Source organism: Aphanothece hegewaldii CCALA 016 (assembly GCF_003007785.1).
Classification (GTDB): Bacteria; Cyanobacteriota; Cyanobacteriia; order Cyanobacteriales; family Microcystaceae; genus Chroococcus; species Chroococcus hegewaldii.
Window position 1 is genome coordinate 87,519 of record NZ_PXOH01000005.1, and the last position, 26,208, is coordinate 113,726.

21 protein-coding genes are annotated in these 26,208 nt (G+C 37.0%); 10 read left to right on the forward strand and 11 right to left on the reverse strand.

The features are described 5' to 3' along the window. Nucleotides 1-86: 86 nt before the first annotated feature. From moeB to C7H19_RS06400, 3 genes are all read right to left on the reverse strand, one after another. Entirely contained in the window at nucleotides 87-1,259 is a 1,173-nt protein-coding gene (gene moeB / locus C7H19_RS06390) for a molybdopterin-synthase adenylyltransferase MoeB (protein ID WP_106456060.1), read from the reverse strand. 114 nt (nucleotides 1,260-1,373) lie between these two features. Further along, nucleotides 1,374-2,222, reverse strand: coding sequence for a KPN_02809 family neutral zinc metallopeptidase (ypfJ, locus tag C7H19_RS06395; RefSeq protein WP_106456061.1), 849 nt, complete (start codon nucleotides 2,220-2,222; stop codon nucleotides 1,374-1,376). A gap of 89 nt (nucleotides 2,223-2,311) precedes the next feature. Further along, nucleotides 2,312-5,239: a UPF0182 family protein gene (locus C7H19_RS06400; RefSeq protein ID WP_106456062.1), complete on the reverse strand. Its 2,928-nt coding sequence runs from the start codon at nucleotides 5,237-5,239 to the stop codon at nucleotides 2,312-2,314. Between the two features lie 426 nt (nucleotides 5,240-5,665). Between C7H19_RS06400 and C7H19_RS06405 the strand changes: the two genes are divergently transcribed. The 5 genes from C7H19_RS06405 (at nucleotide 5,666) to C7H19_RS25530 (ending at nucleotide 8,806) form a co-directional block, all read left to right on the forward strand. Beyond that, on the forward strand, nucleotides 5,666-5,860 hold the full coding sequence (locus C7H19_RS06405; protein ID WP_106456063.1) for a hypothetical protein: 195 nt from the start codon (nucleotides 5,666-5,668) through the stop codon (nucleotides 5,858-5,860). A gap of 210 nt (nucleotides 5,861-6,070) precedes the next feature. Continuing rightward, nucleotides 6,071-7,585: an AAA family ATPase gene (locus tag C7H19_RS06410; protein ID WP_106456064.1), complete on the forward strand. Its 1,515-nt coding sequence runs from the start codon at nucleotides 6,071-6,073 to the stop codon at nucleotides 7,583-7,585. Nucleotides 7,586-7,602: 17 nt separating this feature from the next. Then, the gene (locus tag C7H19_RS06415; RefSeq protein WP_106456065.1) at nucleotides 7,603-8,058 is read left to right on the forward strand and encodes an SH3 domain-containing protein; all 456 of its coding nucleotides are present in this window, start codon (nucleotides 7,603-7,605) and stop codon (nucleotides 8,056-8,058) included. 32 nt (nucleotides 8,059-8,090) lie between these two features. Continuing rightward, nucleotides 8,091-8,570, forward strand: a complete 480-nt coding sequence (locus C7H19_RS06420) for a DUF29 domain-containing protein (RefSeq protein ID WP_106456066.1) — start codon at nucleotides 8,091-8,093, stop codon at nucleotides 8,568-8,570. An 89-nt stretch (nucleotides 8,571-8,659) separates the two neighbouring features. Further along, a complete protein-coding gene (locus C7H19_RS25530) occupies nucleotides 8,660-8,806 on the forward strand; it encodes a hypothetical protein (protein ID WP_181280542.1) in 147 nt (48 codons plus the stop codon). Nucleotides 8,807-8,818: 12 nt separating this feature from the next. Here the strand turns inward: C7H19_RS25530 and hppD are convergent, their stop codons facing one another. Genes hppD through C7H19_RS06445 form a run of 5 tightly spaced genes read right to left on the reverse strand, consistent with a single transcriptional unit; the run spans nucleotide 8,819 to nucleotide 12,428 of the window. After that, complete coding sequence (gene hppD, locus C7H19_RS06425) at nucleotides 8,819-9,913, reverse strand: 4-hydroxyphenylpyruvate dioxygenase (RefSeq protein WP_106456067.1); 1,095 nt, start codon at nucleotides 9,911-9,913, stop codon at nucleotides 8,819-8,821. Between the two features lie 40 nt (nucleotides 9,914-9,953). Further along, nucleotides 9,954-10,664 carry an SDR family oxidoreductase gene (locus C7H19_RS06430; protein ID WP_106456068.1) on the reverse strand — a complete coding sequence of 237 codons (711 nt, stop codon included), beginning with the start codon at nucleotides 10,662-10,664 and terminating at the stop codon, nucleotides 9,954-9,956. 60 nt (nucleotides 10,665-10,724) lie between these two features. After that, nucleotides 10,725-11,057, reverse strand: coding sequence for a c-type cytochrome (locus C7H19_RS06435; protein WP_106456069.1), 333 nt, complete (start codon nucleotides 11,055-11,057; stop codon nucleotides 10,725-10,727). Then, nucleotides 11,050-11,802, reverse strand: coding sequence for a 16S rRNA (guanine(527)-N(7))-methyltransferase RsmG (gene rsmG / locus C7H19_RS06440; RefSeq protein ID WP_106456070.1), 753 nt, complete (start codon nucleotides 11,800-11,802; stop codon nucleotides 11,050-11,052). The genes C7H19_RS06435 and rsmG overlap by 8 nt, the downstream gene beginning before the upstream one ends. Then, entirely contained in the window at nucleotides 11,802-12,428 is a 627-nt protein-coding gene (locus tag C7H19_RS06445; RefSeq protein WP_106456071.1) for an ABC transporter ATP-binding protein, read from the reverse strand. The genes rsmG and C7H19_RS06445 overlap by 1 nt, the downstream gene beginning before the upstream one ends. A 78-nt stretch (nucleotides 12,429-12,506) precedes the next feature. On the opposite strand from C7H19_RS06445, the gene C7H19_RS06450 reads away from it, so the two are divergent. Next, the gene (locus tag C7H19_RS06450; protein ID WP_106456072.1) at nucleotides 12,507-13,427 is read left to right on the forward strand and encodes a Sll0314/Alr1548 family TPR repeat-containing protein; all 921 of its coding nucleotides are present in this window, start codon (nucleotides 12,507-12,509) and stop codon (nucleotides 13,425-13,427) included. On the opposite strand, the gene trmD is transcribed toward C7H19_RS06450, so the two are convergent. After that, nucleotides 13,428-14,129 (reverse strand): tRNA (guanosine(37)-N1)-methyltransferase TrmD, encoded by a 702-nt coding sequence (gene trmD / locus C7H19_RS06455; protein WP_106456073.1) that lies wholly within the window; start codon nucleotides 14,127-14,129, stop codon nucleotides 13,428-13,430. 376 nt (nucleotides 14,130-14,505) lie between these two features. On the opposite strand from trmD, the gene C7H19_RS06460 reads away from it, so the two are divergent. Next, complete coding sequence (locus C7H19_RS06460; protein WP_106456074.1) at nucleotides 14,506-15,357, forward strand: cyanophycinase; 852 nt, start codon at nucleotides 14,506-14,508, stop codon at nucleotides 15,355-15,357. Between the two features lie 98 nt (nucleotides 15,358-15,455). Continuing rightward, nucleotides 15,456-18,074: a cyanophycin synthetase gene (cphA, locus tag C7H19_RS06465; protein ID WP_106456075.1), complete on the forward strand. Its 2,619-nt coding sequence runs from the start codon at nucleotides 15,456-15,458 to the stop codon at nucleotides 18,072-18,074. A gap of 73 nt (nucleotides 18,075-18,147) precedes the next feature. Here cphA and C7H19_RS06470 read toward each other — a convergent pair whose 3' ends face one another. Further along, entirely contained in the window at nucleotides 18,148-18,429 is a 282-nt protein-coding gene (locus C7H19_RS06470; protein ID WP_106456076.1) for a lipopolysaccharide assembly protein LapA domain-containing protein, read from the reverse strand. Between the two features lie 275 nt (nucleotides 18,430-18,704). After that, a complete protein-coding gene (locus tag C7H19_RS06475) occupies nucleotides 18,705-20,273 on the reverse strand; it encodes an endo-1,4-beta-xylanase (RefSeq protein WP_106456077.1) in 1,569 nt (522 codons plus the stop codon). Nucleotides 20,274-20,349: 76 nt separating this feature from the next. On the opposite strand from C7H19_RS06475, the gene C7H19_RS06480 reads away from it, so the two are divergent. Together C7H19_RS06480 and C7H19_RS06485 are read left to right on the forward strand one after the other, a co-directional pair. Then, nucleotides 20,350-22,854 carry an O-antigen ligase family protein gene (locus C7H19_RS06480; RefSeq protein ID WP_106456078.1) on the forward strand — a complete coding sequence of 835 codons (2,505 nt, stop codon included), beginning with the start codon at nucleotides 20,350-20,352 and terminating at the stop codon, nucleotides 22,852-22,854. A gap of 240 nt (nucleotides 22,855-23,094) precedes the next feature. After that, on the forward strand, nucleotides 23,095-26,118 hold the full coding sequence (locus C7H19_RS06485) for a peptidase domain-containing ABC transporter (protein WP_106456079.1): 3,024 nt from the start codon (nucleotides 23,095-23,097) through the stop codon (nucleotides 26,116-26,118). The last annotated feature ends 90 nt before the right edge of the window (nucleotides 26,119-26,208 follow it).

Sequence of the window (26,208 nt, forward strand, 5' to 3'; positions counted from 1 at the left end):
TACTAGCATCTTAGCTAGAGAGACGAACCAGATCAAGCGTTATTGTGCCAAAAGGGAATAGATACACACCATTCCCTTAATTTTAATTAGTATTCTGGTACATTTGAATCGACTTCTCGACTCCATGCGGTAATACCACCTTTAACGTTTGTGCCTTCGATTCCTGCAGATCGAAGAATACCGAGCGCTTTGGCAGAACGACCCCCCATCTTACAATGAGCAATCAAGCGATGACCATTGACTAATTCTTTAACTTGTGCTATGCCCGAACCCTGTTCAATATCGGGTAAAGGAACTAAAATCGCCCCAGGAATTCTCGCAATTTCGTATTCATTGGGGTTTCGCACATCAATCAAGACATAATCATCAGCATCACTATCTAAAAGCTGTTTCAATTCAACAACCGTCATTTCAGAAAGTTCCATCGCTTGTTGTGCCTCCTGTGCTTTGGCTTGAGGTATACCACAGAACTGCTCGTAATCAATCAGTTTTTCAATGATAGGACGCTCTGGATTCGGTCTGAGTTTCAATTCTCTAAATTTCATATCCCAAGCGTTATAGAGCAATAAACGCCCACTCAGGGTATTTTCTGCACCGAGAATAATCTTAATCGTTTCGGTCGCTTGAATCGTTCCAATCACACCAGGAAGCACCCCTAAAACGCCTCCTTCGGCACAAGAGGGAACCATTCCAGGTGGTGGGGGTTCTGGATATAAATCACGGTAATTGGGGCCGCCTTGATAGTTAAAAACGGTTGCTTGTCCTTCAAAGCGGAAAATTGAACCGTAAACGTTGGGTTTATCTAATAAAACGCAAGCATCATTCGTTAAATAGCGCGTCGGGAAATTATCGGTCCCATCAATCACAATGTCATAGGGTGCGAGAATTTCTAACGCATTCGCCGAACTAAGCTGAGTGTTATACAAATCAACTTGACAGTCAGGATTAATTTCTAAAATACGATTTTTTGCCGATTCGATTTTAGGTTTTCCTACCCAAGAGGTACCATGAATAATTTGACGTTGTAAGTTAGAAGTATCAACGATGTCGAAATCAACAATACCAATTCTGCCAATTCCTGCCGCAGCTAGATAAAGAATGAGAGGTGAACCGAGTCCACCTGTACCAATACAAAGTACACTAGCGGCTTTGAGTTTTTTTTGTCCTTCTAGCCCAACTTCGGGCAAAATAATATGGCGAGAATAACGTTGATATTCCTCAAAAGAGAGTACAATCTCTTCCAAGTTAGGATTTAGCATAGTCGTTTTTAAACCCCTTTTGAGGTCTTAAATATACAGAGGCGCAAGAACTGTATTTTAGCAAATCTTGTTAAACTAGCTATCGTTTCATTGTTTATCTTACTTAACGTTTCTTTATAATGTATTGGTCGCAAAAGTATTACATTGATTCATGTCACCCGATTGAATACCACGCGTAAACCAGCGAACTCGTTGTTCTGAGGTTCCATGAGTAAAAGAGTCGGGAACAACATAACCTCTAGCTTTAGACTGTAAGCGATCGTCTCCAATTTGACTAGCGGCGTTCAGTGCTTCTTCAATGTCACCTTGTTCTAGAATATTTCTTTCTCTTTGAGCCTGATTCGCCCAAACTCCCGCTAAACAATCCGCTTGTAACTCTAAACGGACTGAGAGTTGATTGGACTGTGTTTCACTCGCTCTACGACGCGCTGCATCAACTTGTTGACTAATTCCAAGTAATGTTTGTACATGATGTCCCACTTCATGAGCAAGGACATAAGCTTGAGCAAAGTCACCAGGTGCATTGTGTCGATTTTGCAAGTCTCGATAAAAGCTTAAATCAATATAAACTTTTTGATCTCTAGGGCAGTAAAAAGGCCCCATTGCTGCTTGTGCATAACCGCACGCTGAGTCAACTGAGCCCGAAAAAAGAACTAATTTAGGTTCAACGTATTCTCTTCCCATTTGGCGAAATTGTCTTGTCCAAACATCTTCGGTATCCGCTAAAACAACGGAAACAAAATCTTTTAATGGTTCTTCTTCTGGTGTACCTTGTCTTGTTCCCGATGATGGGGCGGTTTGTTGATTGATTCCTGATTCTAATATAATCGATGGATCAATTCCTAAAAAGAGCGCGATTAAAGCTAAAACAATTGCTCCTAAACCACCGCCGACAACTGGAGTCATTCCCATACCTCGACGATCTTCTACGTTGCCACTTCTTCGCCCCATTTGCCAACGCATAATTTAAGCTCCCAATTTTTTAGATTATTATACAGAATATCTGTTTTTGATTTAGCTATCTATTAGACCAAAGAACGATTTTTAATACTTTACACTGCCCCAAAGATTTTTTCTAAACTATCTTTTAACGTATCTTCCATGACAATTTGATTGTCATAAATAACAATTACTTTGGCTAAAGTGGGTAACCCATTTTGATCAGCTACTATGTATATAGGTTCTACATATAATAACGATTGTTCAATAGGAATAATCAAAAGATTACCTTGTAATACTTTTGAGCCTTCTCGATTCCATAGAGAAATCTGTTGAGAAATAGTAGGATTTTGATTAATGAGGGCTTCTAATTGATTTGGTCCATAAACCAATTGTTGTTTAGGAAATTGATATAGTAATAATTTGCCATAATTGGGTGTATCAGATCGCGCAGCTAACCAACCAATTAAATTAGGGCGACTGGTTGGGGTATAAGGTTGCAATAAGACAAATTCTTCTGAGGGTTCTTCTGGCAATCTCATAATTAAATGATAAGGTTTGACTTCTTGTTGTTCATTTCCATAAATTTCTATCGGAATTTGCCATTGATCCTCACGATTATAAAAAACTTGTGGATCGATCATGTGATAAGTTAATAAATGCTCGGCTTGAGTTCTAAAAAAATCTTCGGGATAGCGGAGATGAATTTGTAAATTTTTGGGCATAGCCGCTAGGGGTTTAAATAATTCTGGTAAGATTTTTTTCCAAGTTTGTATAATGGGATCTTGTTCATCTGCGATGTAAAAGTTGACTGTACCGTTATAAGCATCAATGACCACTTTGACTGAATTACGAATATAATTAAAATTAAATTTACCTGGATCAGAATATGGATAACGATCGCTGATTGTATATGCGTCTAAAATCCAAAAAAGTTTACTATTATTCGAGATTTGGGTTTCATTGCTAATATCAGCCGCCACAAGATAGGGATTTTGATCATAGTTTAAAAAAGGTGCAATCGCTCTTACTCTTTCTGTAATATTTCGGCGAAATAAAAGTTTAGTTTGAGGTGTAAAGTCTTTATTAAAAAGCATTTGCCAGTCTTTTAAATAAGTAGCAAATAAACCTCTTGTTATCGGCGAACCTATAGCAATTCCACCCGTTCCATCATAAATATTATAAGTGTTCTCATCACCATTGGGGAAATCAAATTCTTTGACTTTTGTCGAAGTAATTACATAATTATTCGTTAATTCACCAAAATAAATTCTTGGTTTGCTTATCGGAATACTTTGTTGTACTAATTTACTAGAAGTTCGTAACGCTCCTGGTTCTTCTGCGGTTCCAATATCTTTAACAAAGTAATATGGTAAACCTCCTTCATCAGCTAAATTAACAGGAGAAAGCGTAAAACCATAACCATGAGTATACACTAAATGTTCGTTTACCCACGTTCTAGCAGACTCTGGTAAAGCAGTATAATCTAATTCTCTTGCGGCAATAATAATTTGTTGTTTTTCACTAATAAAAGGATCATCTTGTTGTTGTGATTGAAATTTAATCGGATAGCGATCAACATCAGCATCAGGAAACTTATAATAAAGTCTAATCTGTTGTAATTGACGATTTGCTTCTAATAAAGGTCGTGAATTCCACAGACTAATATTATTTATAGTTAGCTCATTATTTTGTAATACTTGTGGCGTAATATCTCCAATTGGATTAAAAACTTTTGCTTCAATTTTATCTAATGAAAAAGCTGTTCTTGTACTAGAAATAGACCGAGATATATAAGGTTTTTCTTTTTCGAGTTCATTGGGTTCTACAATAATTTTTTGGACAGAATCTCTTAAAAGTATGCCAAAAAACATAAAACCCAAATATAAAATTATAGGAATTAGAGCTAAAATTATGCTTTTTTTGTGAGAGAGCGGATAAAAGACTTTTCTTAACAGGTTTCTTCCTGTTATAGCTTTCCAAAAGAAACAAATACTCGCAAATATAGCAATAAAACTTAAAATAATTTCTACATATTGTTGAACACGAATATCAGTAAAACTTGCACCATAAACTATTCCTGTTGTTGAATAAACTAATTGAAAACGTTCTAAAATATGTCGTAATGCTAGGAGTGCCATTAAGCTACCCCAAAGTAAACATAAATGATGCAATTGCTCACGAGTAAGACCTAGAAATTTACCTTGAGATAGACTATCAGCAGAGAGAAAATAAATTAAACAAACAGATATAATAGTCGTTAATAATAAACCTTCTATCCAAGTATCAAGTAATTGCCAAAAAGGAATTGTAAAAATATAAAAACTTATATCTTTGCTAAATTGAGGATCAATATTATTAAATAAAGTTGCATTTAAAAATTTAAGAATAATTTCCCAGTTCAAAGCAAATAATAAACCAAAAAGACTACTTAATAAAATCGAAATTGCTCTTAAAGTCCATTTTGTACTTAATATTACAGAAATAATAATTGTAGTAACAATAGCTAATTTTCTTCCATCTGTTATTAAATCTTTTCCAACTTGCCTTAACCATAAAAAACTAAAAGGTGTTGATTGAGATACTTTAATATTAGGTAGATAATAATCGGGTGTCCAAACTCGGTAAATAATTTGGGCATAGCCTAAAATAATTAACCCGAGCCAAATTGTCATGACTCCCACTAATATTAGTAACCAAGGAAAACGAATCTCAAAAAACTGAGATTTAATCAATGGTTTTTCTATCGGTTGTATTGAACCATCTATCATCTTCTCATATCTTTTTGGCTTCTCATATAAAACCCATTTCCATCGCTGGGCAACCGATAAATTATTTAATAAAAACCATAAAGAAAATAAACCTATACTAAATCCTAAAAGCAACTGCCAAAATAACTTTTTTAGAAAAACGCTTAGATAATCTACCTCTTGAAACCAGAGAAATTCAATACAGAACTTATTGAGGAGAACTAAGATTAGTATTAGTCCCAAGATAATGAGGAAAATTTGGGATTCATTAAATTTTAACCGTCTTAGCATAGTTGTGAAAAATATATTATTAATTAGATCTTGTTATGAGTCGATAAAACCTAGTTTATATTTTGAGCTACTCATACTCTACATTTAAAAAAAATTTTGCTCACTCAGTACATATATCTTAATCAAAATGGAGTAAATACTCAGCCTCTTTAAAGTTCTTTAATATAATATGAAGTATTGTAAAGTTTTTGTCTCATTCTGAATATAGTCTTTAAGATAAAAATTAAAGAAATAAAATTTTTTGAGGGTTAAAGTTTAAAAAGATTAAGTTTGAAATGTCTAAGGTAAACACGAAATCAATTATAGACTAATCACAATCGTTTTTGATCTATATATTTGTTGTGTTTTTGGCTTCTATCTTATTTTTTTAAAGGACAGCAAGACAACTGAATAGAGTTAAGCCAATCATTGTAAGAGGACGGTCTAATGTATGAGGATTTTACATACATCACAGATGAAAGCTTTCTCTCTAACTATTGGTTAGAAGAACAAGTCATCTGTCACCACTGCAAAGGAAGAAAAAAAGTGTATTTAGAAAACAGTTCCGAGGTGATGTGTGAAGTATGTAAAGGCAGTGGGATGATTAAACGAAGATATCAACAACAATTAGTAAATCAATAAAAACGCCACACAAAATACAGATTTTGACTGAATAAGCGAGGGAACTAAATAGGGATGGGTTTGATCCCATCCTTTTTCATCTCTATAGGTTAATGCTTAAACGTTATAATATTTGGCGAGATTGGTTTTAGCCAAGACAGCAAAAGCAGCATTTTTGGTAAAACCAATTTGAGCCATAATTAAAGATTAAGAAAAAATACCCGACAAGCTATGGGCTTTAGTGAAGAGTTTGAACTGTTACTACGGGCTTGCTATCCTTTAATCTATGTTCCCACACTTGAAGAGGAACGACTAGAAAAAGCGATCGCCGATTGTGCGAAACAAATGGGCAACCGTTCGGTTTACGTGTGGGATTTTGTCGATGGTTATCACGACAACCCGAATAATGAAGGAGTAGGAAAACGCAATCCCTTACAAGCCTTAGAATACCTAGAAAAACTCCCAACTAATGCGGGCGGTATCTTTATTTTTCGAGATTTTCAGCGTTTTTTAGAAGATGTCTCTATTTCCCGAAAACTGCGTAATTTAGCGCGTAGTCTCAAAGCACAACCCAAAAATATTATTTTAATTTCCCCGACGGTTCAAATTCCCCAAGACTTAACCGAAGTTCTCACCGTTGTAGATTTTCCCCTTCCTACCGCCACAGAAATTAAAAGCGAAATTCAACGCTTAATTCTATCCACAGGACAATCATTATCTGATAAACTCACTGATGAATTAGTACGGGCAGCCCAAGGGTTATCATTAGAACGAATTCGCCGCGTTTTAAGTCGTTGTCTCGCCAGTCACGGCAAAATTGAACCCGAAGACGTAGAACTGATTTTAGAAGAAAAACGCCAATCAATCCGACAAACACAAATTCTAGATTACTATCCCGCTACCGAACAAATCACCGATATTGGCGGTTTAGATAACCTCAAAGACTGGTTATTACGACGCGGTGGCGCATTCACCGAAAGGGCGCGGGCATATGGTTTACCCCATCCCAGAGGTTTACTCCTCGTCGGTATACAAGGAACGGGAAAATCACTCACCGCGAAAGCCATTTCTCACCATTGGCATTTACCCTTACTACGGTTAGACGTAGGGCGATTATTTGGGGGATTAGTGGGCGAATCAGAATCTCGTACCCGACAAATGATTAATCTAGCGGAAGCCCTATCCCCTTGTGTACTGTGGATTGACGAAATTGATAAAGCCTTTGCTGGCGTGGATGGCAGGGGTGACGGTGGTACAACTAGCCGAGTTTTTGGGACTTTTATTAACTGGTTAGCAGAAAAACAATCCTCGGTTTTTGTCGTAGCCACTGCGAATAATATTCAAGCTTTGCCGCCAGAGATGTTAAGAAAAGGGCGTTTTGATGAAATCTTTTTTGTCGGTTTACCCAACCAAGAGGAACGCGAAGCCATTTTTACCGTCCATTTATCTCGGTTGCGTCCGCACAACCTGAAAAATTACGATATAAAACGTTTGGCTTATGAAACGCCAGATTTTTCGGGGGCTGAAATTGAGCAAACCATCGTCGAAGCAATGCACATCGGGTTTAGTCAAAATCGTGACTTTACAATTGATGATATTCTAGAAGCCGCTAGTCAAATGATTCCCCTTGCTCGAACTGCACAAGAACAAATCGAATTTTTGCAAAACTGGGCAAATTCAGGAAAAGCCCGTTTAGCCTCTAGAGATGGTCGTTTTAACGATCGCATTCAACGTCAATTCAACTAAACTAAACTTAAAATAATATGAATCGTTTATCTGGTTTTTTACAATTTATTATCGGTTTTATCCTCGGAGTTGTCCTTTTAGCGGGAGCATCTGCGGCGGTTGCTTATGTGATTTTATCGAAAATGTCTTCGCCACCAGATAAACCCCTTTTCGCTGAAGAAAAGAAACAACAAGCATTAGCCAAAAAAGCAACAACAACCGAACCCAACAAAGCAGCAACCAACCCAGTTACCGAAGTCAAAAGTTTAGAAGATATTCCCACCGGAACTTATAAAGCTTTTGTATCATGGTCAGATGGTTTAAGTTTACGGGCCGAACCTAGCACAGAAGCCGCTAGATTAGGTAGTCTTGGTTATAAAGCCGAAATTATGGTTTTAGGAACCAGCGATGATGGAAACTGGCAAAGAGTTAAGGTAATTTCGACTAATCAAGAAGGTTGGATTAAAGCCGGAAATATTGAAAAGGTACAATAGTAGGATAAAAATCTCAAAAATAGAGCGTGTTTATGACAGCACAAATAGATTCATCAATCCAAACTTTGTACGAGCAAGATTATCAGCTATGGCTCAAGGCAACCCTAGAACAACTACGTCAAGGCAAGTTTTCCTTAGTGGATTGGAAAAACTTAATTGAGGAGTTGGAGACTATGGGAAAAAGCGATAAGCGGGCGATAAAAAGTTTATTAACTAGACTTTTTGAACACTTACTAAAACTAGCTTATTGGGAAGCTGAACGTGCTTATAATTCTAATAAATGGAAATCTGAAATAACGACTTTTCGAGTTCAAATTAAAGAACTTTTAAAAGATAGTCCGAGTCTTAAGCCTTATCTTTTTGAAGTCTTTGAGGAATGCTATCAGAATGCTAGAGAAATTATGGCTCGTTTAATGGGATGTAAAATAGAATTATTTCCTGCTCAGTCTACCATCTCTATAGAACAAGCTTTAGACAATAACTGGTTTCCGATGGAAAATAATCAATCGTAAAATATAGGCTTTAGATTTGCGTAGGCGTTTGGAAAATAAACCCATTTTTTATCAGGATTTAGTCTTATTAAAGCTTTGGAGTAAAAAAAATGCAAAATATTCAATCAAGTCAAGAAAAATTAGATAAGCTTACTCAACATCTTCCTCAATTAGAAATTGCTGAAAAAAAATTAGAAGAAGCAATCAAAAAAGTAAACATAATCGGTGAAAAATGGCAACATGAAAAATATAGCTAATTCAATAATTAACTATATTATTAAATTCCCACGTTTGATTTGTTCTCTTTCTATCGCTTCAAATAAAGCTCTAAAATTACCTTCACCAAAACCTTTTGCTTGCTCTCGTCTTTCAATTAACTCAAAAAAGAAAGTCGGTTTTTCAAAGATAGGTTGTGTAAAAATCTGGAGTAAAAGAGGATAATTTGTCGAATTTACTAAATTATGATCTATTTCTAAATCAATTAATATTTCTTGTTTAATTAATGCTTCTAATTCTAAAAGTTCAATAATTTTTTGCTCATTTTTATTAGAAATTTGTTCATAATAATTTTTCGGTACTTTTAAGAAAGAAAGTCCAGCAAGTCTCAAAGATTCAGTTAATTGAACGATTTTAGATGTTTGTAAAGCGATATGTTGAATGCCAGAACCTTGATTTATATCCAAAAATTCTTGTATTTGAGAATTCGGCGAACTCGGTTCATTAATTGGAATTTGTACACCACTCACTGGATGTACCATTACTTGAGAATATAATCCAGATTGTTCGGTTTGAATCCTAAAAGATTGTTTTTTCTCAAATTCTAAAACAGTTTCGTACCAATTTGCTGTGTTTGCTAACTCACCAGAAGCTACATTTAAAACTAAATGATCAATTTTATTAAAATTACTTTGTTGAGTCGGAATATAAGCAATTTCAGTTAAATTAAGCTCAGGAATAATCGGCGTTTTTCCTTGACGTTCAATTAAAGTATGTTTAAGGTTAGCAGGATTTTTAATTTGACTCCATTTCACACGTCCTTCTGATGAAATTCTTTCTTCTATGGGTTCAAAAATCTGAGCATTATTGTTAATTATCTTTTCTAAATCATCGACCGAAAAAGCAATCTCAACAACCCCAGAGGGATGTTTTTGTAAAAATTTTGTCACAGGACTAAATAGAGTTAAAGGAGAAGAAAGAACAAAAATAATTGGTGAATTATCTTTATTTCCTACATTTCCTACTACTTCAGTTAAGGTGTGGACATTCTCACCACTAGCAATAACCAGAAATCCCATTACATTAACGAACCAGTTTCGCCATTTTTTTGCATCTTCTACATAAAAATGAACATAATCAATATACATAAGCGCATTCTTGATTAACTTGCGATGCAAAAACCATAAATTAAAAGAATAAATGACTATCGGGTTGAATATTAATTTCCATTGGAACTGCTTGAGGTTCGGCTGTTATTGCATAATAAATCGCATCGGCCGCAGTTTGAGCAGTTAGCATTTTTTTTCGGTCAACTTTTAGACTAACATTATCCCAAAATGGGGTATCAATACCACCAAAATAAAATAAAGTGACCTTAATTCCATACCGTTTCACTTCATCGGCTAAACACTTACTATAACCAACCATGCCATATTTAGAAGCACAATAAGCCGAAGCCATCGCCATCGGATGTTTACCCAAAATTCCCACGACATTACAAATATGCCCTGAGTGTTTATCTTTCATCACATTTGCTGCCGCTTGACAAGTATAAAAACTTCCTTTTAGATTGAGATTCAACATTAAATCTAAATCTTCTGGGGTAATTTTGTTGTATTGTTTCATCACACCCGCGCCCGCAGCATTGACTAAAACATCGATTTGTCCAAATTGACTCACGGTTTTTTCCATCAAGCTTTCGACTTGGGATAAGTCAGTAATATCAGTTGGCACCGTTAATACTAAACCTGATGTCGATAACCCAGATGCTAAAGCGGATAACCGTTCCCTATTTCTTGCTGCTAAAACAAGGTTAGCCCCTGTGGTGCTAAGTTTGTGTGCTAAAGCGGTACCGATGCCACCCGTTGCACCCACGATAACAATGACTTTATTGAGCATAAACCTTTATATTTCTTTACATTTCGTATTTTAGACCAATCTCCAAAGATTTTGCTACATTTACTGCCAATTTTCTCTAGCTTGTTCAAGTACATAACTAGCAACTGCATTAATTTCTTGTTCTGTTAAACGTTCTTTATATGCTGACATAATACCTTTTCCATTTGTCACAATATCTGTTACTGATAAGAGTGAATCCATTTTAAATTTTTTTAAGTCTTTTAATTTAAGTGTTTTGCCTCTACGGATGATATTTCCTCCTTTTGGATGACATCCCGCGCAATTAATTTCAAATAGTTTTGCTGAATTGAGTTCATCGGCAAATGCTAAGTTATTCAGGTTCACTAAGACAACAAGCGTAATGATAAAAATAATTTTAATTAATCTAAACATCTTGAAAATTTATTCCTAAAGGCTGTTGTGTTGGAGTCCCAATTGCTCTGGGATATTCTTCTGGAGTTTTAAGGATTTTTTGTACATATACACAGTGACGAATTCCTTGAGTTAAAGGAGTTTGAAAAGATTTTACTAACGTTATCTCTCCTCCCAATAATGAAAGAGCCGATTTTAAATTATAATCTTCTTCATCGCTCCATTGACCACGATAAAGAATTGCTGTTCCACCCACTTTTAAAAAAGGTAAGGCATATTCAGCACACACACTCGCATTACTAACGGCTCGAATAGTGGCTAAATCATAGTTAGATCTATACTGTTTTTCTCTGGCTATAGCTTCGGCTCTTCCCACTAAAATCTTAGCATTTTTGAGCAATAATTTATCTAAAATTTGTTGCACAAAAACCAATTTTTTTCGAGTAGAATCGAGAAGTGTCACTTGCCAGTCTGGGTAACTTATAGCAATTGGAATACCAGGAAAACCCGCACCAGTACCGATATCAATCACTTTACAAGAGTTTTGTAATGAGTCTAAATTAATTTGAGAAACTCCTGATAAAGAATCCCATAAATGTTTCTCCCAAAAGTCTGAAGCTTCAGTAATTCTAGTTAAATTTAATTGAGTATTTCCCTCTAAAATCTGATCATAAAGAACTTGAAAAGTTTGCAGTTGTTCTGGGTTAGGTTGCCAATTTAAAGTAGTTTGCCAAAGTTCAATAAATGCTGGTAAAGATTGATTCATTAAATCGTTTCTAATTCTCCTTGATTAATTTTCCAACGACGATCGGCAATATTAAATAATTCATTAGGATCATGACTAACGATTAATAAAGACCAATGCTTTTTCAGAGATTCTAATAATTTAGACAATTGACGACGCATTGACCAATCTAGCCCCGCCGTGGGTTCATCCAGTAATAATAAATTAGGTTGACGAATTAATTGTACTGCTAAAGATAGACGACGTTGTTGACCACCACTGAGATCATGAGGAGAGGTATTCAAAGGAAGATGATCTAAACTCACTTCACTTAATGCTTGTTTAATCCGTTCGACTCCGATTTCAGGATGACCTAAACGTAATTCTTCTAAAAGTGTTTTGCCGCAAAAATGACGTTCAGGAAACTGGAAAACTAACCCCCCTAATTCCTGTAAGTCAAGAGAATTTAATTCTTGATCTCGCCAGAAAATTTCTCCCCGCGTTTTTTCTGCTAAACCTGCTAGAATTTCCAAAAGAGTTGTTTTCCCGGAACCACTAGGGCCAATAATCAATCCTAATTCTTGAGGGGCTAATTCTAAATTAATTCCTTTTAAAATCGGTTGAGGTGTTGCAGGAGGATGATAGACAACGTTTTTTAAATAAAGCATTAATAGGGAAATCTTATAACTCAACTAACAATCTTATTTTTATTGTGACAGATTATTCAAGTTTTTGAGGTAAATTTAATGAAAACAAAGTTAAACCAAGGATTGACAAAAATTGCTTGCGCTTGTTCAGTCAGCTTAACTATTCTAACTGGTGTTCTTCCTCCTAGTTTAGCGGGTGATCCCTTCCGCAACAGTAACCCCCGCGATATTGGAGATAAAACCGAGGCCGCATTTGACGAACTTTTTAAAAAAGGAAACTACAAAGCAGCAGAAGAATACGTGATCGTAGCCACTCAAACGGAACCCAATGAACCCTTAGCCTATGCCATGAGAGCCTCTTTAGCCTATACTAAAAAGGACATGGAAGGACTGAAAAACTATGCTAATAAAACGATTGAAGTCGCGCAAAACCTCAGTGATAAAGATCCTTTACGAGGCAATTTATATTTAGCAGTTGGTCACTTTTTAGAGGGGGGATATATCTTTCAAACAGAAGGGCCAGTATCAGCCCTACCTCGATTACAAAAAGTTTTTCAATATCTAGAAACGGCAGAAAAAGTAAACCCAGATGATCCCGAATTAAACTTATTAAAAGGATATCTTGAGTTAATGCTTTCTGTGAATCTTCCTTTTTCGAGTCCACAACAAGCTATCGAACGTTTAGAAACCTATGCTGCACCCAATTTTTTAGTTGATCGCGGTATCGCTTTAGCTTATCGTGATCTCAAAGACTACGATCAAGCATTAAAATTTATTAAAGAAGCTTTACAAGAAACCCCAGATAACCCCGAATTACACTATTTAACGGGTCAAATTTTGCGTTCTAAAGGTCGAAAAGAAAAAAATGTTGCCTTATTAAAACAAGCTTTAGATTACTATAATCAGGCTTTTAAAAAAGAAGATCAACTGCCCGAAGTTGTTCTTAAATCCCTACGTTATGAACATCGCAAAGTCCAAGCCGAAATTAGTGATTTAGAAGGAGGAACGCCGAAAAAATAATTAAGATTCACGATTTTCCTCTTGCCATTTAGCCCATAAATCAGGACGACGCGCCTGAGTTCGTTGTAATTGTTGTGCTTTACGCCAGCGTTCAATTTTTTGATGGTGTCCTGAACGCAACACATCAGGTACAGCCCATTCTCGAAAAACTGGAGGGCGAGTATACTGAGGATAATCGAGCAATCCTGTCTCAAAACTTTCGGCTTTGAGAGATTCTTCTTTAGCAACTGTTCCAGGTAATAAGCGAGTTACCCCATTAATAATCGTTAATGCGGGAATTTCGCCACAAGTTAAAACAAAATCCCCTAAAGATACTTCTCTTGTCGCTAGATGTTGCGTGACGCGCTCATCAACCCCCTCATAATGTCCACAGATTAAAATTAGTTGATCATAATTAGTCGCTAATTCTTTTAAAAGTGGTTGATCTAAAGATTGACCTTGAGGTGTCATTAGAATAATATCTCGTCTTGGTAAAATTTCTCTTGATTCCACGGCAGCGAAAATGGGTTCGGGTTTGAGTAACATTCCCACACCACCCCCATAAGGTTCGTCATCGACTTTTCGATATTTATCAACGACAAAATCTCTAGGATTGACTAAATTAACTTTAGCAATTTCTCGATCTAACGCTTTCTTGAGCAAACCCGACTGTAGAGGAGAGGTAAAAAAGTCGGGGAAAAGGGTAATAACATCGAAGATCACAGGCAAACTTTAGACGAGTTTTACCCCAATTCTATCAGATCAAAATCTCGCTTTTAAAATTCATTCCCTTGTGTCAATCAATGCAGTATCATTAAATAACGATCTGACTTCAACATAGACATCGTGCTAGGAGTGGGATCATTTTCTCTTTCAAAGGATTTCACTAAACCCTGAGAAAAAAGTTGTAGATGTTAAGTTGGCAAGAGGTGAGCGATCGTTGTATTTTTTAAATTGTAGTTTAATTGAGTTGTCCCCCTCGACAGACTTTGTACGTTGACAAAATATTTAATCATTCAATGATAAATGTACTAAAAACACCTGAAACAATGGTCGAAAACATTCTAAAATAATTTCTCGTTTCTGCAATTAAACTATGATGCTCCAGTCACAGACCAAAGTACAAGACAGTCCTATGCCTCAAGCAACCAAAACAGCTATACTCGTGATCGGTGGTGCAGAAGATAAAGTTCATGGGAAAGAAATTCTGCATACCTTTTGGACTCGTTCTGGTGGTGATGATTCAATCATCGGCATTATTCCTTCAGCGTCTCGTGAACCCGTGCTAATTGGGGAACGATATCAGCGTATTTTTGAAGATATGGGATCGAAATACATTAAAGTTTTAGATATCCGCGATCGCTCTCAAGGAGAAGATCCCCAATTTCAAGAATATGTAGAGGAGTGTACAGGAATCTTTCTGACTGGTGGGGATCAACTGAGGTTATGTGGTTTACTCGCAGATACCCCCTTGATGGAACGCATTCGCCAACGGGTTCAACTCGGAGAAATAACCCTCGCAGGAACTAGCGCAGGTGCCGCCGTCATGGGACATCATATGATAGCGGGAGGAAGTAGCGGAGAATCACCAAATCGCCCTTTAGTCGATATGGCAATGGGTTTAGGCTTGATCCCCGAAGTGATCGTCGATCAACATTTTCATAACCGTAACCGAATGTCTCGCCTTTTGAGCGCTATTTCCATCTATCCTGAACGTCTTGGGATCGGCATCGATGAAGATACTTGTGCCATGTTTGAACGAGATGGCATCATTAGAGTGATCGGCAAAGGAACAGTAGCGATCGTTGATGCTCGTGCTATGTCTTATACCAATCAAGCCGAAGTTACCGTCAATGAACCGTTAAGTCTGCATAATCTAAAATTACATATTCTTTCCCATAGCGATCTCTATCATCTACATAAACATTTACCCATCGCCAAAAACGCCTAAAAAAATGTTCAATCTGAACAGTTATCGTCATCGACAACAAGAGACAATATCAAACGGCTTCTTTGTGCTTCCAAGTTTGTGAAAAACGCAAAATCCTTATGAAGATTCTCAAAACTCAGACCCTAAGAGGTCCCAACTATTGGAGTATTCGACGTAAAAAACTGGTGATCATGCGTCTTGACTTGGAGGATTTAGCCGAGAAGCCCTCCAACGAAATACCTGGCTTTTACGAAGGATTAGTCAAAATTTTACCCAGTTTGGTCGAACATTACTGCTCCCCTGGCTATCGCGGTGGCTTTTTAGAGCGAGTTCAACAAGGAACATACATGGGGCATATTATCGAACACATCGCCCTAGAATTACAAGAATTAGTCGGAATGCCCGTCGGATTTGGTCGCACCAGAGAAACCTCAACCCCAGGCGTTTACAATGTTGTATTTGAATACGTCGAAGAACAAGCCGGACGTTATGCGGGACGCGCTGCAGTTCGGATGTGTCAAGCGATCGTCGAAACAGGTTTTTATTCCAAAGTCGAACTAGAACAAGATCTCGCAGATCTCAGAGATCTAGCCGCCCATTCATCCCTCGGACCCAGTACAGAAACGATCGTCAAAGAAGCAGAAACCCGTCAAATTCCCTGGACACTCCTGAGTGCTAGAGCGATGGTACAATTTGGCTATGGCATCTATCAGAAGCGCATTCAAGCCACATTAAGCCAAAATTCGGGGATTTTAGCCGTAGAACTCGCTTGCGACAAAGAAGGCACAAAAACCATCCTCAGAGATTCCGGTATTCCTGTACCTAAAGGAACCGTTATTCAATATCTAGATGAGTTAGAAGGTGCGATCAAAGAAGTCGGCGGTTATCCCATCGTTATTAAGCCACTCGACGGCAATCATGGACGCGGTATCACCATTGATATTAACTCATGGGAACTCGCAGAAGAAGCCTATGATTTAGCCAGCACAGCCTCAAAAAGCCGGACAGTAATCGTTGAACGTTATTATAAAGGCAGTGACCATCGAATTTTGATTGTTAATGGTAAGCTGATCGCAGTTGCTGAAAGGGTTCCCGCTCATGTGATTGGTGATGGTCGTTCAACAATTGAAGAATTGATCGAAGAAACTAATAAAGACCCAAATCGTGGCGAAGGACACGCGAATATTCTCACCAAAATTGTAGTTGATCGCACAGTAGAAAACATCCTAGAACGTCAAGGATACAACATTAGTAGCGTTCCCAATCAAGGAGAAATGGTCTATCTGCGGGCCACAGCTAACCTCAGTACTGGAGGGATCGCTATCGATCGCACCGATGAAGTTCACCCCGAAAACGTCTGGTTAGCCGAACGAGTTGCTAAGATCATTGGGCTAGATATTGCGGGGATCGATGTCGTTACCCCAGACATTACTAAACCCCTACGAGAAGTCGATGGTGTGATTGTTGAAGTTAACGCCGCCCCTGGTTTTCGGATGCACGTCGCCCCCAGTCGTGGTTTACCGCGAAATGTGGCCGCCCCCGTCATTGATATGTTATTTCCACCAGGAACACCTTGTCGTATTCCCATCATTGCTATCACGGGAACCAACGGCAAAACAACGACAACTCGTCTCACTGCCCATATCTATCGCCAAACGGGAAAAGTAGTCGGTTACACTACCACAGACGGCATTTATTTAGGTGAACATTTAGTCGAAAAAGGCGATAATACAGGCCCTTATAGTGCAGGGGTGATTCTTCGAGATCCAACCGTTGAAATAGCCGTTTTAGAATCGGCGCGAGGTGGGATTCTCCGTTCAGGGTTAGCTTTTGATCAGTGTGATGTCGGAATTGTGTTAAATGTTGCTGCTGACCATTTAGGACTCGGTGACATTGATACAATTGAACAAATGGCTAAAGTCAAAAGCGTTGTTGCTGAAGTTGTTGCCCCCAATGGTTACGCGGTTCTCAATGCTGATGATCCTTTGGTTGCTCCAATGGCTGAACGGGTTAAAGGGAAAGTGGCTTATTTTTCGATGATGCCCAATAATCCCATTATTGAAGCTCATGTACGACGCGGTGGGATCGCTGCTGTGTATGAAAATGGTTATCTTTCTATTCTTGAGGGCGAATGGACACTCCGCATCGAAGAAGCACTTAATGTTCCGATGACGATGGGTGGTATGGCACCTTTTATGATTGCTAATGCTCTTGCTGCTTGTGTAGGGGCTTTTGTTCAAGGTGTAGATATTGAACTGATTCGTCAAGGTGTTAGAACATTTGTTCCATCTGCTGATCAAACCCCAGGACGCATGAACCTCTTTAATTTAGGTGCTCATCATGCTTTAATTGATTATGCTCATAACCCAGCAGGATATGAGGCTGTAAGCGGTTTTGTTAAGAATTGGCCTGGCGAGAAAATCGGGGTAGTTGGCGGACCTGGCGATCGCAGAGATGACGATTTAATAACTTTAGGGAAACTTTCAGCCCAAATGTTCGATCAGATTCTTATCAAAGAAGACGATGATACCAGAGGACGAGAACGCGGTGAGGTGGCAAATCTAATCGTTCAAGGCATTGTTTCAGAAAACCCTAATACGCCTTACAAAATCATCTTAAATGAAGTCGAAGCTTTAGAGAAAGGTTTAGATAAAATTAGCGAAGGTGGACTTGTGGTGATTTTCCCCGATAGCGTTTCTCGTTCAATTTCCCTCATCGAAAAACGTCAGGTAAAGTAAATGTAAAAAAAATATCATGTTTTTTCTGTAGGGGTTTGGTCTCCAAACCCTAAAGGTTAGTAAGAATTTTTAATTATTTATCAAAGTTGAATTCTTCAAATTCATCAATATTTATTTCTTCTAAGCGTCTCTGAGATGATTTCTTAGAACTTTTTAAAAATAACGGAACAAATGAACCTAAGATAAATCCAGTTCCAACACTAATAGATAATAATACTCCAATAGGTATTTTAATTGATTCAAATTGTAATAATTTTAAGGAAAATGGGGTAATGTTTTGGATAGAAAAAACTGACATTGTAGCTATCCATCCAGCGATTAATAGTGATGTAATTAGGTTAGCGATAAATCTCATTTTGTCTCCTATTTGATTAAATTACTATTTAATAAACTATATATTTCAGTAATTAAAAATTTTTGATTAATTGCTGATATTTCTGCTTGTATTTCAGGATCATTAGCCATTTATATATTTTTTTTATAAATCATTTTGATTTAAAATCGCTCAATTATTTGCTCTTTAGATTTAAGTTTTTTATTCATTTTTTCAAGCAATATTTGTGTTCTTTTTGAGACAAAAAATCAATCCATTTTTCAATTTCTAATATTTTTTTATCTATCATTTTCACCTCAGTTAATTTTATTCCATTGATTCAATAATTCTTTTAATCGATAAAACCCTATTTTGGGTGACATATCCTTATTTAATAAACCTCCATAGGGCATAAATGAACCTCCATCGGCTAAATCCCACCAACTAATCCCATAAATATAATTTTTACTATAACAAATTGTATAAAATTGCTCAATCCAATCCGCTTGAACCGTCTCGCTCCAAGGAAAATGCCATAAACCGATCGGTTCTTTAAAATAAGAACTTTCATCGGTTTTAGTCGAAGAAGATACACCCAACTCTGTAATATGAATTGGTTTACCCAATTGACCAAATCGCTCTAATAAACGATTGATTTCAAACATATCTTGTTCAGGATAATATAATTGTAACCCAATAAATTCAAAAGGTATATTATTTCTTAAGCAATTTTGTAAATATTCATATGGACTATGTTGAGGTGGTTTTCCATAAGCGACATTTTCAGCCCACAAACAACAGTTATTAATAATACGAATAATTTCTGGATTTCCTTTATAGGAAGCTTCCGAGGCAATCTGAGTTAATTCGACAAATTGTTCTAAAGAATATCCTAACTCATTCGCCCAGAGAATTCCATGAGGTTCGTTAATGATATCAAAATAGTTTATTTTCCCCCGATAGTAGCGGGTAACTTCTTCGATATGTCGAGCAATTAAAGTTTTAATTTCGTCATAAGATTTTTTTCTCACTTCATCGGGAATACCAATCTCATGAAACCAAACTAAAGGATGTCCTTTGGGTGTAATATCGTGTTGTTGTAACCAAGTTACTCTCTGATTAATATTCGGCCAGTTTTTTTGCCCAAGCTTCGGTTCAAAGTATTTCCAATAAAACGGAATTGTCGCAAAGTTAAACAATTCTTTAAATCGTTGATTATATTCTTCCCCTTTTTCAGGATAGCCAAAAAAGTTACAACCAAAAAGAAAGTTTTTTCGAGCAGTAATTTTTTGTTTCGCTTGAAGAAACACCGCTTCTTCCCCTGCTTTTAAACTTTCGACTATACTAGAATTAAACCATTTCGCTTTTAGATATATATCATCTGTATTGAGTGCTTTGTTGTAATAAGCTTTCGCTTTTTCTAAACGAGATTCTAACGTATTGGGAAACTGAATAGCTTCTTTTTTCCAGACACTAACCGCTTGACTGACTCTATATATTCGCGTTTCAGCAAAAGCTAAATTAAGATTAAGGGGAAAATCTGTAGATGAATAACCCTGACCTTTATTATCCGCATAAAGTGTCACTTCGCCAAAACCCTCCACAAGCATTTTTAAAGCAATAGCAAAAGGAAACTGAGGAGAGTCAGAAAATAATTTCCCTTGCGTTACTTGTCGAGGAAGTTCTGGGATAGGATGATCTTGAAGATTTAAAAAATATAGATTATCTAAAATCTTACTATCTAAAGGTTTTCCTTGGCTATCGGTGACGTGTATTTCTATTCTGGGTGTTGCTGCTTCTAAAATACGATGTTGATTTATAATAACCGTTCCTACCGTAAATCCTCCAATACCCTGTAATAACTGACGACGGTTAATGTTACTCATGAAACGATTCTTGAATACCTGATAATTCTAAGTTTTTGCCGGGAATAATAACAATGAATGAATCACGCTAATTGTTATGCCTTCCTACTCTGCATCCGATACTAACACCTTTTCCCTTGAAATCAGTAACGCTGGCAAGCTATGGTTAATGCTAACTGCTGCTTTTTATGTCATGTTTACCTTAGCACCAGATAGTCATAGTCTGATGGTGCAATGGCCTTGGGTAGCTTTTTGGCAAATTGGGTTATTATGTCCCATAATCTGGCTATTATCCTTAATTTGGCATCACCATCGCTTAAAAATGCTTGGAAATGGGTTAGATTGGCTAATAGGAATCGCTACAATTGGACTTATCTTATCGATTTTCGGCGCAGAATTCAAAAATCAGGCTTTTTGGAATGTTTGGGCAGTTTTGGGCGGTTTTGGTGCGTTATATGCGTTGTCTCAGTGGTTAGTTATCCCTCAGCAACGTATTCAGTTACTTATTAAACAAGGCTATCTCAATATTGCATTTATTGTCATTAGTCTTTTCTTGTGGTTGACTCAAACCGTATTCCCCGAAATATCTCGTTTAAATGGGTTAAAAGCATTTGGGGTAAATATCCCTTTTGATTTTTCGGTTTTGGAGTTACGCAACTGGGCACCCATCGGACATCAAAATTATGTGGCAGGATATTTATTATTAGCATTACCGCTTTTAGTCGCTCATCTTATCCTACAACCGAATCAACGATGGTTATGGAGTATCGGTATAGTTTTAGGAATTGTAGATCTATACACTACCAGTTCTAAGGGCGGATGGTTAGGGTTATTGGGTTTATTTGTCTGTGGTTTGATGATATTAATTTTTAAAAGTCGTATTTCGCGTCGTTGGATAGGGATAGGAAGTATTAGCAGTCTAACGGTTTTGCTGGTATTCCTTTTTTCTAATAACCGTCTAAGACAAACTTTCACTAACCTTACTTCTGGACAAAATAATAATGAATTTGCCTATCGTTGGATTAATACGAATGTAGGAGGGATGATGGGTACTCATCACCCTTTGACTGGAATAGGTGTCGGTAATGTACCTTTAGCTTATCAAAAATATCGTCCCGTGTGGGCAGGTCAAGAATCGGAGTTAATCTATCAGCTACATAGTACCCCAGTGCAACTGTTTGCAGAAATGGGAATTTGGGGCATATTAATAATGATAGGAGCGATCGCATGGTTAATCTATAGTGTAATCCGTTATCGACCAACTAACACAACTGATCAAATTTTCCTATCGAGTCTGGTTAGCGGTTTATTTGCATACGCTTTCATGAGTTTGACAGACTATCAACTCGATAATATTTCCATCAGTGGTACTCTAATTATCTATTTTGCTTGTCTTGCATCGTTATTTAAAACCGAACAAAAATTCCCGCAACCGATATCTATTTTTTATACAGGTTTAGGGTTAATCATTGCAGTTATGATTTGGTTAATTCCAATTCATCGCGCATGGCAACTTTCTAGCCTTGGATTTTTTGCACTCAACCAAGATCAGATCGATCCTTTCATTTCCAGTCTAACGCAAGCACATAAAATTGTCCCTTGGGAACCCTATTACTCCTATCAACTCGGATGGAATATGGGAAACATCGCACTTACTACCCAAAACCCCCAACAAAGACAACCGTTAATCAATGAAAGTATTACTTGGTTTGAGAAGGGAAATATTGCATCACCCTATCAAGAATTTGGTCGAAGTAATTTAGGATGGCTACTATTATCCCAAAATTCCGCCAATGCGATCGACAGTTTTATCGAAGCTATTCAACTGATACCCGCAAAACAAGGTAATTTCTATGGATTGGGACTAAGCTTACTCAGACAGAATAAAATAGAATTAGCCCTAGATGCGATCGCTTTTGAGGTTATACGCCATCCTTTATTTATAACATCTCCCATTTGGCGATCTGCCCGAATGCAACCGTTATATCTTCCCATCATCGAAAGAATCTATAAACTCTATGATAAATTGCTCATCAATACTTCATCAATTGCTTTAAAAAATCATCTCTATCAGAGTCGCGGTGGTGTATCGTGGTGGATAGGAGATTTAAGACAAGCGCGTCAAGACTGGGATAAAAACGGAACAACACTTAGTAAAGAACTTTTAGCTTTAACGGAAGCAAAAAACATACCCGCTAAAAATATACCCGCTACGTCTTCTATGAATCTTCTTCTTGAAGCGTTTAATAAACCTGAGTCTCGAACAACTTTACTCAAACAAGCTTGGATCACAACAAAACAAGAAGAACTTCCTACCAGTTTAGAACAACAACTGAGTGTGAGTATGGCAAATTCTAAAAACTTTATCCAATGGCTAAAAGAAAACCCACCTATCATACAATATCGTAACCAACGGGCAGGGTTTGGCGTGAATAGTCGTCATATTGATGGAGTACAACCTTATGATTTCTTTCCAGTCGTGGAAAACTTAGCCCTAGCAACATGGTTTAGTGAAGTATTCCCCAGTCCTATCTATTTTCCCGAATTCGACCTAGCCTTACAACCTCTGCATCAAGAAATTATGCAAAAATTAAAGAATTAATTTAACCGTTCAACAACTCGCCGCTCATACCATATTTTAAACAATATGTCAAGAAAATTTTAAAGAGTTACATTTTAGATAGCTTTTAACGAAATGATCATTAAAATAGATGCGTTTAATATAATGGAGAGTCTAGAGAGCCATGATTTTACAGTTCCCGACGGAGTGCCGAGAATCTAGAACAAATTGAATAAAATGTTAAAGTTTTGAATAACCATAAGGTAATAAATAAAAGATAATATGCGCGAGTCCTTTGAGATCACTGAGACCACTGAGACCATACAAGACTTTCTCGGTAATGTTTTTCCATTTAATAGTCTTGACCAAGCAACCTTATTTAAACTAGCAGAGCAAATGAAACCGCTCCGCTATTCGATGGGACAAACGATTATGGCACAAGGGAAAATGAGTCCCTATATTGTCATTCTTTATGAAGGCAAAGCACGGTGGCTAAGTTACGATCCCTGTCAACAAACATCAGTCACGCTAAAAATATTAGAACCAGGAGCAATTATCGGCTGCGTTAATTGGGCGAGAAAACAGCCTTGTGAGGCCGCTAGTGCTTCAACAGAAGTAGTGGGTCTAACCTTGAGCTATCAAGCTTTTCTCAAATTATTAGAACAACATCCACAACTAGCAACCGAATTATTTGAGCAAATTTCCATATTAGAAGTTTTTGATTTATTAGGTTATCATCTAGCACAGCAAGCCAAAGTAGTAAAAAACTTGCTAAAGTTAACTCAAGAAATTCTTCCCTCTACTCGCATCCTTTCTGTTCCCGCTAATACTCGCTTGAAATTGAAACAAAGCCCATTAGGTGATCCTAATTGGGTTTGGTTAGTGAGTGGTGGAGGACAAGTATTAGGATTTCCCATTGGTAGTCGTTTTAACCCAACAACAGAAGAAATTACTTTACGTGTTTCAGATTCTGAGGCGATTCGTTTTTTGGCTATTCCTCAAGAACAGTGGTCAAGAATTGTCGAGCTTCAGACCGAACAAAATCATAATAACAACCATCAATCTAATAACAAATATTTAATAACCGAGCAAGCAATTTCCGCTCCTAACGAACTATTAGAAGATACAAGCCTTAGCGACTTTATTACCCATAACCCAAAAAACAGAATAAATTCGGCTTATATTTCGGGAAAAGGAAGCTTAAAAGCTGCGATGGCTTGCTTTCAAATGATTAGTCGCTATTTTAATGTTTCTTTTTCTCGTGAAACGGTTCGTAATATTTTAAATAAAAAATTACAACTTCATGGCGTAATTTCTTTAGATATCTGTGAGCTTATTGCTGAATCAATGGGTTTGAAAACTCAACTCATTACTGTCCCATCATCGAATTTACGACGTTTAAAGCTACCAGGAATGATGATAAAAAATGAAAAATTAATCATTCTTTATGAAATCGGCGATCAAGTAGTAATGATTGGCCAACCCGGAAAAGGTTTAACTCGTCGTTCAACAGATGAATTTTTTAGTGGACTAAACGAAGAAGTACAAATACTACTTCTTAGTGAAATGCAGAAAAGAGAGAAAGAACCCTTTGGCTTACGATGGTTTTTTCCAACTTTAATGCGATATCGCTGGAAATTAATTGAAGTATTGTTAGCATCTTTTGTGGTGCAAATATTAGGATTAGTATTTCCTTTGACGATCAGATTTCTCATCGATAAAGGTGATGGTAGTGTAGCAAATCTTAATATAATTGGCTTTCTGTTACTTGGTGTGGCAATTTTTGAAACATTATTAACGATGGCGCGAGATAATCTTTTATCCGATACAACTAACCGTATTGATATGAGCATGGGAACAAATGCAATTAATCATTTGTTTCATCTGCCTTTAAATTATTTTCAGCGACATCCTATTGGTCAAATTACCTCACGAGTTAATGAATTAGAAGATGTGCGGGAATTCTTGACAGGTCAAGCTTTAAGAGCAATTATTGATACGGCATTATCGATCGTTTTAATTGCAGTATTAGCTCTTCTAAGTCCTTTACTCACCGTATTAGTACTCGCTGTTATTCCTCTGTCGATTATATTAACGATCGCTTTTTCGCCTGCTACTCGGCAACGCTTACGTTATAAAGCTGAACAAAAATCTTTAGTACAATCTCATCTAGTTGAGACAATTACAGGAATTGAAACCGTAAAATGTCAAAGTCTTGAATTACCGATGCGTTGGCGATGGCAAGATAACTATGCGGATTATATTTCGGCATCAGTTGACGCAGCCGAGATAGCATCACTTTCTCGAACATTCAATAACTTTCTTCAGCAACTATCGCGTTTAATGATTGTTTGGGTCGGATTTTATCTTGTTTTTACGGGACAGCTTACATTAGGAACATTAATCGCTATTCGGATTATTGCAGGTCAAGTAACTTCCCCCATCTTGCGCTTAAGCCAAATTTGGCAAAATTTCCAAAAAACGACTCTTTCTTTAGAACGTTTAGGCGAGTTTATGAATTTGCCAGCAGAAGGCGAACAAGATTACGATAATATTCCAATGCCAGTTATTAAAGGTACGGTTTCTTTTGAAGATGTTTCTTTTCGCCATCAAAGTAGTGGAGCATTCCAATTAAATAAAATTAATTTAACAATTCCGATGGGAACATCAGTAGCGCTCGTTGGTGGTAGTGGTGCAGGAAAAAGTACTTTAATGGATTTACTGGCTAGACTATATAAACCAGAATTTGGACGCATTGTTATTGATGGCTATGATATTAATAAAGTTGAACTGTTTTCATTACGCCAACAAATTAGTATTGTGCCTCAAGAAACAATGTTGTTTGAAGGTTCAATTAAAGATAATTTGAGCATGACTAATCCAAATGCAACTTCAGAAGAAATCGTCAGAGCCGCTAAAATAGCAGTTGCTCACGATTTTATTATGAACCTACCCAATGGCTACAATACGATGATTGGCGAGAAAGGTTCAACGCTTTCTGGTGGACAAAGACAGCGTCTTGTAATTGCACGCGCTATTCTTCAACAACCCAGAATTTTAGTGTTAGATGAGGCCACCAGTGCTTTAGATTACACAACTGAACAACAAATTTTACTCAATCTACAAGAAATTTTTACTGAACAAACCATCTTTTATATTACCCATCGTCTTGATACGATCAAAAATGCCGATCTCATTATTGTTATGAAAAATGGCGCAGTTGTAGAACAGGGAATTCATGAAGAATTAATTAATTTAAAAGGTCATTATTATGGACTTAATCAAAGACAAGAATCTTTAGCATAAAACAGTTTAATTTTGTTTAAAAGGCGGCTGATCCTTGCTTGACTTTCAATCATGTAGTTAGCCGCGCCATCATGAATGCTTGGCGTACAT